This window comes from Bacillus sp. LJBV19, assembly GCF_017797845.1.
Lineage (GTDB): Bacteria > Bacillota > Bacilli > Bacillales > Bacillaceae > Bacillus > Bacillus velezensis.
In genome coordinates, this window is the sequence record NZ_CP072563.1 from 1974154 (window position 1) to 1984944 (window position 10791).

1 protein-coding gene is annotated in these 10791 nt (G+C 51.1%); it reads right to left on the reverse strand.

The features are described from left to right. Positions 1 to 4: 4 nt before the first annotated feature. On the reverse strand, positions 5 to 10780 hold the full coding sequence (locus tag J6600_RS09410) for a non-ribosomal peptide synthetase (RefSeq protein WP_209388309.1): 10776 nt from the start codon (positions 10778 to 10780) through the stop codon (positions 5 to 7). Between the last annotated feature and the right edge of the window lie 11 nt (positions 10781 to 10791).

The following is a 10791-nucleotide window of genomic DNA, read 5'->3' on the forward strand; positions in this document are numbered from 1 at the left end:
GATTTTAGTGGAAGCTGAGTAAGTCGGCAATATCCTGCAAGGCTTCCTCAGTCAGCTCCCGATCATCAAAGTCACTGACGGTCTTCTCCGTATCGGTTTTGCCGAGGCAGTGTTCCGACAGTTTCAGGAGATAATACCGGCAGCTTTCGGACAGCCGTTCGATCGTACCTTGCCGGAAGCGCTCCGTTTCATAGGAAATGCTGACGGTCATCCGGCCTTTTGCCGCAATCGCGCTGATTTCAAGTGACTGCTCCCGTTTCCATGTATCTGTCACATCATCTCCGCCTCCCAAAGGAGAAAACTGAAACGCGTCTGGCTGTTCCGTTTCTGCCGGATTCCCGCCGGGCGCATCGAATTGTCCGAGATAATTAAAGCTGATCTCCGGTGCTTTCCCGAAAGTCATCCCGGCAAGCTCCGGCGGTGTCAAATATTTGAGGACGCCGTATCCGTTCCCTTTATCCGGAATGCGCCGCAATGTGTCTTTGACGGTTTTCAATGTGCGAATTTCATATTCTTCATGAGGTTCATAAACTCCGCTCCGGAAAAGCACCGGGTAAATGGAAGTGAACCACCCCACCGTCCTGCTGATGTCCGCACCTGCCTGCTCCGATTGGCGTCCGTGTCCTTCAAGGGCGATTTTCAACGCGTGCCGTGGCGACCACTTTTGAACGGCAAGCACGGCGGAAGCCAAAAGCACATCTTGCGTATCCGTATTGTAGGCGCTGTGCACATCTTTCAACAGGGCGTCCGTTTCACTTTCTGTCAGAGTGAAGGATACCGTGTTCCGTTTTTTTGCAGGAGTTTGAGATAAATCTGCCTGCTCGTAAGGAAGACTTTCTGTTTCATAGTGTTCAATCTCCCGCCAATACTCCGCCTGCTGAAGAAGCTGTCTGCTTTCGGCATAATCGGCCAGCTGCTCCGTATATGTTTTGAATGACATGGTTTTCGGAGGGAGTTTGATTTCCTGTCCAGAGACGGCCTGCTCATAAGCAGAAGCCAAGTCTTCCAATAAAATCCGCCATGATATCCCGTCGACAGCGAGATGATGGACCGTCAGAAACAAGTAATCTTCTGCTTCAGAGCGGAACAGCCCCGCCTGTACAAGCGGCCCGTTCTCCAAATCCATGTTTCTCTGAAGCTCGGCGACGCGGCGTTTTACAAAACGTTCCTTCTCATGCTCATCGCCTTCCGTTTCTAAAATGGTCAGGCTGTAAAGCTGCTCATCTGCGAGGTCAGCCGGTCTGTTGAAGAGGAGAAGACCTTTCTCTTCGTCTTTTTTGCAGACAAGGCGCAAGGCATCATGATGAACGGTAATGGCTTTTAACGTTTTCCTCAGGGCCTCTTCATCTATTGAATTTGTTCTCGTCAGCATGACGGACTGGTTAAAATGGTTTGCTTCCTTCATGTCTTGTGTGAAGAACCATTTGTGAACCGGCGACCACTTTACTTCTCCTTCTGCAGGAGCTTGGCTGACCGGCTGCCGCTCTGTACGGACATAAGGCGCCAGCTCTCTAATTGTCGGCCGGCTGAAAATATCTTTTACGGCGATCTGTTTTCCTGCCTGATGTAATCGGGCTGATACTTGCAGGGCTTTGATGGAATCGCCGCCCAGTTCAAAAAATGATTGATCCGCGGCAATATTTTCAGTCCCGAGCACTTCGCTCCAAATCGCGGAAAGCTCTTTTTCCATGTCGCTTTCAGGCTCGGTAAATGCCCGTCCGGTGTGCGCTTTTTTCTGCGGCTCAGGAAGCGCGCGGCGGTCAAGCTTCCCGTTCGGTGTGACAGGCAGGGCTTCAAGTGTTTCAAAGAACGCCGGCACCATATAAGCGGGCATTTCATTTCTGAGCGCCTGCTGCACGGTTTCACTTTCCGTTCCTTCTTCTGTCACGATATAAGCGCATAGTTCCGTTTGGCCTGCTGATGCGGGCAGAGCGGTGACGACTGCTTCTTTGACACCTTTTATGCCTGTTAAGGCGGATTCAATTTCTTTCAGTTCCACCCGGTAGCCTCTGATTTTGACTTGCTCGTCCATTCGGCCGATATATTGCAGCGTGCCGTCCGGCAGCCATTTTGCCAGGTCGCCCGTGCGGTACATGCGCCGGTTCTTCCGGAACGGGTCTTGGACAAAGGATTGGGCCGTTTGCTTAGGAAGATTGCGGTATCCTCTTGCAAGGCCGGAACCCGAGATGCAAAGTTCTCCCGTTACACCGATCGGCTGCGGGTTATCTCCGTTTAAAATATAAACGTGTGAATGCTCAATCGGACGGCCGATCGTAATGTTCTCACTTTGTTCTATATGTCTTGCCGCTGTAGTGGCGACGCTGTTTTCCGTCGGTCCGTACTCATTGGCAAGCTCAGTGTGTGGACAAACTGATAAACTGCGGCTGATAACGTTTTGGTCGACGGCTTCTCCCGCTAATGTGACAATCCGGAGAGACTCGGCATCACCCGGCTCCAGTACGTCAAGCAGTGTGCGGTACAGCACGGGAACAATGATCATGTGAGTGATGCGGTAAGATGCAAGATAGTGTTTAATAGTAAGAATATCTTTCGCTTCATCTTCAGCTAAAACGGCCGCTTTCGCACCGGAAATCAGCGGTGTGAACATACTTGTTACAAAACCGTCAAATGAAAATGAAAAGAGCTGAAGAATCGTATCTTTCTCATTCAGATCATAAAATCCGCTCCGCCATTGAAGGGTTTGGCTGACGGAACGATGTTCGACCATAACCCCTTTCGGCCTGCCTGTCGTCCCGGACGTGTAAATGATGTAAGCCAAATCTTCCGGTGCTGATAATGACTGAACCGGTGATGCGTCTTGTTCTTGGATATCCTCCAGTGCGAGCACTTCACCTTTAAAATGATCAGGCACTTGATCTATTGCGCCGTGTACGGTAAGGAGAAGCGCTGTGCCGCTGTCTGAGATGATATATTGCTTGCGTTCCTCCGGATATTCAGGATCTATCGGGACGTAGGCGCCCCCGGCTTTCCAAACCCCGAAGACTGCCGCGACTTGTTCCGGTGATCTTGGTATCACAATGCCGACGGCGGCATCCGGTCCGATCTGCCGTTTTTGCAGAGCTCTGGCGATTTTATTCGACCATTCATCTAATTCTTTATATGTGATTAAAGTTTCCCCGCTGATAAGGGCTGCCGCATCCGGTGTTTTTCGCGCCTGGGTGATGAACAGTTCATGAACTGTTTTTTCAGGCAGCTGTTGATCCGCCATGCCGTTAAAGTCCGAAAGAATCCGGTTCCGTTCCGGAGCAGTCAGCATGCTGATCGCTTGTATAGAAGTTTCCGGTTCACGGACAATGTGTTCAAGCATCGTCATAAAGTGGGAAGCCCAGCGCTGCATCGTTTCTTTCCGGAATAATGACGCCGCATATTCAAACAGAAAATGAATCTGTCCCCCGCCTTCAGAAGCCTGCAAAGTGACATCAAATTTGGAAACCGGACGGGACACGTCCGCATTCTGAATATGCAAACCGTCCAACAGCAGTTCCTCATGCTCCATATTCTGAACGACAAGCATGGCGTCAAACAGCGGATTGCGGCTTGTGTCCCGCTGTACGCCGAGCCGTTCCACAAGCTCTTCAAACGGATAGTCCTGATGCTCATACGCCTCAAGCGCCGCCTGGCGGACTTCCGCCAAGTAATCGGTGAACCGTTTGTCTCCTTTCGGCTCCGTTCTGATGGCGAGCGTGTTGACGAACATGCCGAGAATCGGTTCAAGGTCTTTGTGCGGACGCCCGGCAATCGGCGAGCCGACGATGATGTCTTCCTGCCCGCTTAGGCGCGCGAGTAACGTATTGTACGCGGCGAGAAGCACCATATACAAAGTGGAGCCGTGATCCCGGGCGATGCGGTGAAGGCCGGATGCCGTTTCGGCGTCAAGCGTGCACGATACATTGCCGCCCGCAAAGCTTCTGACAGCCGGACGGGGCTTGTCAGCCGGAAGCTCAAGCACCGGAAGCTCGCCTTCAAGCCGCTTCAGCCAGTAGGCTTCCTGCTTCTGGTACCCTTCTTTCTCCTGAAACGACCGCTGCCAGACGGCATAGTCTTTATATTGAAGGCGCATCGGCGCAAGCGAACGGCCTGCGTACAGCTCGCCGAATTCTTTAATCAAGGTGTTGACGGACACACCGTCAGAAATAATATGATGCATATCCGTTAATAAAAGATGACGTTCACCCGATTCTTTCACGAGGGCCGCACGGAAGAGCGGCGCTTCCTCCAGACAAAACGGCCGGACGAATGCGTCAGCTGACTCGGCCTCATCCAGCTGAAACGGTACGCTGTCATGGATGCGCTGCACCGGTTCGCCGTCAGGCCCCGTTTCAAAGGACGTTCTGAGCGACTCATGCCGCTCCACAAGCTGCCGGAACGTCTCCTCCAGCCGGCCGCGGTCAAGCGGGCCCGTCAGTTCCAGCACAGCCGGCATATTGTAGCCGACACCGCCGTCTTCAAGCTGTTGGAGCACATACATCCGTTTCTGCGCCGAAGACACCGGGTAGGTGTCCTGTTTTTGCGCAGGCTGAATCGCTTCATACGGGCTCTCTTCCAAGTCCTGAATAACCGAAGCGAGCTCTTCCACCGTCGGCCGGGCGAAGATGTCCTGTAACGGCACCTGAACACCGAACTCTTTGGCGATGCGGGAGACGAGAGCCGTCGCTTTTAACGAATGGCCGCCCCGCTCAAAAAAGTGATCCCGGATGCCGACGGGGCCGTTTTTCAGCACCTCTTCCCAAAGGGCGCAAAGCTTCATTTCCGTGACGTTCCGCGGGGCGGTGTACGCCTGTCTGTCTGCCGCTCCGCCGGGAGCCGGCAGCGCGCGGCGGTCAAGCTTTCCGCTCGGCGTGACCGGCCATTCGCTCATCTCTATGAACTGAGCCGGCATCATGTAGGCCGGAAGGCGTGTCGCAAGCTCCGCCCGCACGTCATCGCTTTCCCGTCCTTCAATATAGGCGTAAAGCGCGGTATCTCCGTGTTCGTTCCGGGCGGTGACCGCCGCCTCACGAATGCCGTCGATGCGCCGGATCGCCGCTTCGATTTCCCCCGGTTCAATCCGGTAGCCGCGGACTTTCACCTGTCCGTCTGAACGGCCGAGCCATTCGACAAGGCCGTCTTCTGTCCAGCGTGCGATATCGCCCGTCTGATACATGCGCTCTCCCGGATAAAACGGATCATCGAGAAAGCGCTCCTCCGTCAGCTCAGGCCGGTTCAGATAGCCCCGGGCCACCCCTGTCCCCGCGATGTACAGCTCTCCGATACAGCCCGGCGGCAGAAGCTGTTTCTTTTGATTTAAAATATACAGCCGCATGTTATGTCCGGAAATGCCGATCGGAACATTGTGAAATTCTTTTCCTTGCGGCAAATCAAAGTACGCCGCTTCTACTGTCGCTTCCGTCGGACCGTAGGAATTTGTCAATTCCGTTCCCGGCAGAAGGTCATAAAAACGGGAAGCCAGGTGCGGGCCCAATTGTTCGCCGCCGGCAAAAACCCTTTTTAAGCAGGTCTTTTTGATCGGCTGTTTTCTGGAATTTATATATTCCAAGAAAGCATGAAGCATGGATGGCACAAAATGGGCCGCTGTTATGCGGTTATTCTCCAATGCGTTCAGTATCATTTCAGGGTCCTTTTCGCCTCCTTGCGGAAGGAGGAAAACAGAAGCTCCCGCGATCGGCCACCAAAACAGCTCCCAAATCGAAGCGTCGAAAGAGTATGATGTTTTATGCAAAATGATGTCAGAATCACTTAATCCATAACGCGTTTGCAGTGAGTATAAAAAGTTTACGGCTGACTGATGTTCAACCTGCACGCCTTTTGGGCGTCCCGTAGAACCGGATGTATAGATGATATAAGCCAATGAATCAGGTTTTACCGGAACATTGGGGTTGGCCGCAGCTTCAGGGTTTCCTGTTTGTCCGCTTTTCAGAGAGATCATTTCTCCCTCAAAAAGATCTGCGGCCAAAAGTTCTGGTTCTGCCAGTAAGAATTTCACGCCGCTGTCTTTCAGTAAAAAACGAATCCGCTCTTTGGGGTAATCCGGATCAATCGGCAGATATGCACCGCCTGCTTTTAAGACAGCGTAAATGCCGATCAGCATGTCAGGAGAACGCCGGCCCATAATGGCAGTTTTATCCTCCAGCCTTATCCCCCGCTTGATCAGCTGATGCGCAAGCTCGTTTGCCCTTTCGTTCAGTTCCTGATACGTAATCGAAATGTCATCAGTTAAAATCGCCGGACGGTCCGGCGTTTTTTCCGCCTGCTGTTCCAGCAGATCATGAAGAGGCTGATGAAGCGGAAACGCTGTTTTCTGCAAGGGGCTGAAATCTTGAAGCAGAGACGCTTCTTCTTTTTCTGTCAAAACAGAAATATCGTCTAATTCCAAGCCCGGATCAGCCGCGGCGTTTTCGGCAAGTGTCGTAAAAAATTCGGCCCATTTTTGAATCGTTTTTCTCTCAAACAAATCGGTGCTGTATTCAAACTGGCAGTACAATTCACCGGCGTTTTCAGAGATGTACAGCGATAAGTCAAATTTAGAAATCGGCAGGCTGACGTCTGCCGGCTGCAGTTCAAGTCCGGCTGCCCTAAGCTTCTGCTGTTCCATATTTTGCAGCGCAAATGTTGTGTCAAACAGCGGATTTCGGGACATGTCCCGCGGCACACCGAGCTTATCGACGAGCTCTTCTAACGGGTAATCCTGATGTTCGTAAGCCTCAAGCGCTGTTTGGCGAACTTCCTTTAAATATTCTTTGAATGTCATGCTTCCGTCGGGACGCGTCCTGAAAGCAAGCGTATTGACAAACATGCCTAGAACGGCGTCAAGGTCGGCATGAGGCCTCCCTGCAATCGGAGACCCGACAATCATATCTTCCTGTCCGCTTAAACGGGCTAACAGAACCGTGTACACACCAAGCAGCGTCATATACAGTGTGCATTTGTTTTCTTTCGCCAGCTTTTTCAACTGTGCTGTATGTTTTTCGCTGATGACAAATGACACCCGGTCACCGGAAAAGCTCCGCACCGGGGGACGCGGCTTATCAGCCGGCAATTCAAGCACGGGAATCTCACCAGCAAGCCGGTTCAGCCAGTACTCCTCTTGTTTCCGATATGCGGCGCCCGCCATAAATGATTGCTGCCAGACGGCATAATCTTTGTATTGAATCCGTAACGGCGGCAGACTTCTCTCAGCATACAGCTCACTGAATTCACGTATCAAAAGATTGACGGATACGCCGTCTGAAATAATATGATGCATGTCAGCTAAAAGCAGATGCCGGTCTTTTTCTATTTGGACAAATCCCGCCCGGAAAAGGGGCGCTTTGCCGAGATCGAACGGCCGGATAAACGCTTCGGCTGATTGTTCTTTTGTAAATGCAAACGGCACTTCGTCATGAATCCTCTGCACGGGCAGGCCGTTTTTTTCTTCAAAGGACGTTCTGAGCGGTTCATGCCGCCGGATCAGTTCCTTGAACACGGCTTCCATCCTGTTTCGGTCAAACGGCCCCTTCACCTCTAAAACGGCTGGAATGTTATAGCTGACACCGCCATTTTCAAGCTGGTGAAGGACGTACATCCGTTTTTGGGCGGATGAGACAGGATAGGTTTCTTTCATTTCTGTCTTTTCTATGGATGCGAACGGGTTCTCTTCTGCTTCACTGATGATTTTGGCGAGTTCTTCTACAGTCGGATGGCTGAAGACATCACTCAGCGGGATTTGCACACTGCACTCTTTAGCTATTTTTGCAACGAGTGCCGTCGCCTTTAATGAATGGCCGCCAAGCTCGAAAAAGTGATCGTGAACGCCGATCGGGCCGCTTTGAAGCACTTCTTCCCATATGCGGGTAAGCTTCAGCTCCGTCACATTCCGGGGAGCTGTATATTGACGGCCTGCGGCGTATGCCGAAGCTTCCGGAAGGGCCCGCTGATCGACTTTTCCGTTCGCAGTGAGCGGAATCGCGTCAACAAAAGCCCATTTGACCGGAATCATATAATCAGGCAGCTCTTTAGCCAAATCTCTTCTGAGCTGAGAAGGATCAGTCGCTTGTGAGACGCTGCAGTAAGCGCATAATTCATTTTCGCCCGACTCATTCGTTTGGATCAGAACGGCAGCTTCTTTCACGGCATGATGATTTGCCAGGACGGTTTCAATTTCCTTCGGTTCAATCCGGTACCCTCTGATCTTCACTTGATCATCTGTCCGGCCGATGTATTCAATTTGGCCGTCCGCACGCAGTCTTGCCAAATCTCCGGTCCGGTACATGACGGCGTCCGTTCTGAACGGATCGGGCAAAAATTTCTCTTCGGTCAGCGCCGGATTGTTCACATAGCCTCTTCCTGTATTCGCCCCGGAAATATACAATTCTCCCGCAATTCCGAGAGGCTGAAGCTGCCTGTTTTTGCTGAGAATATACATCTTGTTATGATGGATCGGTTTTCCGATCGGCGGATGTTCAGGTATGTCATCTCCCGCAGAAATCGTATACGTTGAAACCACATGAGTTTCTGACGGGCCGTAATGATTATGCAGATGCATACCGTGTAAACGGAGCGTCTGCCTGAACAAACGCGAAACGGTCAGCTGCTCCCCGGCCGTAATGACATGCTTCACACAGCGGGGAAAAGACTGTGCATAACCCTCTTCATTGAAAAGCATCTTGACAAACGCAGTCGGGAAAAACACCACTTCCGTGTTGTGCTGATCAATAAAAGAAAACAGCTGAGAAACGTCCCGTTTGATTGATTCCGGCACGATACAAAGGGTGCCGCCGCTCAAGAGTACTGAAAATAACTCCTGATAGCAGACGTCAAACGCCAAAGATGCGTACTGCAGCACATTTGTGCAAAAATCAATGTCTGTGTTCGTCAATTGGTGAGAAAGCAGGTTGGCCATATTTTTATGTTCGAGCAGCACGCCCTTCGGTTTCCCTGTCGTTCCCGATGTATAAATCATATAAAGGAGGTCGTCCGCCGTATTAATGGATTGCACATTGCTTCCGTCCGCTTCCGTCCCGGCCTCTTCTATGTATGTAACTTGCAGCGCTTGTTCCGCGGGGACTGACTGATGCCGCTCTGTTACAACATGGACGCAGCCGCTGTTTTCAATGACATATCGGATACGCTCCTTTGGACTGCCCGGATCTATCGGGACAAAGGCGCCGCCTGCTTTTAAAATACCGAGAACAGCCGCCGCTAAAGAAGGGGAACGGCCGAGCATGACGCCTACCGGCTCCTCCCGCTTTAAACCGCGTTTTTTCAGCAGGCGGGCCAGCTTATTAGCCGATTCGTTCAGCTCTTTGTACGTCACTGACTCACCTTTATACCGAACCGCGATTTGATCCGGTGTTTTTGCGGCCTGCCGTTCAAACATTGCATGAACCGTGTCATATTCAGGCTTTTCGGTCTCTTCAGAAATCGGCGCAAGCAGCTGAGCTTTTTCCCCTGGAGTGATGATTTCAAGCTTGTCCGGCGTGATGTCCGGTTTGTCGAGAACTTGGGAGACGATGTGTGCCAAATGGCCTTTGATATTTTCGATAAATTGGCGGTCATACACGCTTGAATCGTATCTCATTTTCAAATGAATCTCGTCACCCGGCGCCACCATCAGGTAAAAACTGTAGTTGGTTTCGTCTTCCATGCTGAAATCATGGATGTGAAAAAGGTCTTTCGTGTCCCCCTTGCTGTTCAGCACATCAAGCTCCTGTTCAACCGGATAATTCTCAAAGACAAGAATGTGGTCAATTAAGCCTTGTTTTACCTGTGAATTCGCCTGTATGTCATAAAGCGGATGATAGCTGTAAGCCTGTCCTTTCAAAGCGTCCTTTTGCACGTTTTTGATCAGCTTTTGAAACGGGATGTCCGCCCCGCTGATCCGGACAGGCACGGTATTAATGAACAGGCCGATCATTCGCTCGATGCCTTCGATTTCAGACGGCCTTCCGGAAATAACAGAACCAAAAACCGCATCTTCTGTCTGGTTATACGCCTGAAGCAAAATGCCCCAGAGCGTGTGGAAAATGGTGCTCAGCGTGACCTCTTCTTTTACGGCCAGCTCTTTTAGCTTAGCTGTGTCCTCTTTTGAAAAGGAAAACGTCACTTCCTCTTGTCTGCTTTTACCGGCTTTTTTTTGCTTCGGCAGTACAGTCTGCTGCTCAAAGCCTTCAAGGTATCGCTCCCAGTACGAAGCGGCTTTTTCTTTATCTTGCTCCATCAGCCACTTGATGTAGGTCCCGTACGGCACAGCGGGCTCAAGCGTTAACGGTGTCCGGCGGAGCCGCGAGGCGTATATCTGGAAGAACTCTTTCAGCACGATTCCGAGACACCAGCCATCCATAATGATGTGATGGAAACTCCATATGCACGTATATTCACATTCTCCGGTTTGAAGCAGCGTCACCCGCATCAGCATGTCTTTTTGCAGATGAAACCCTTTCTTACGGTCTCTTCGTTTGGCTTCTTCGATATACTTGATTTGATCAGCCTTATTTAAATTAGTGAGATTTTCCTCAATAATGCTGACGTTCCGCTCTTTTAATACGACCTGCTGCGGCACGGACACGTTCTGGCTGATAAAGATCGTTCTGAAAATATCATGTCTTTCGAAAAGGGCATGAACACTCTCTTCAAACACGCGGGTGTCAACCTTCCCCGTTATAGAAAAGGAGGCCTGCTCGGCGTAAGCCTGTGATTCCTTTTGCAGGAGGGAATGAAAAAGCATTCCTTCCTGCATATAAGACAGCGGATAAATATCCTGAATTGCATTCTTTTTTGTCATGTTATAATCTC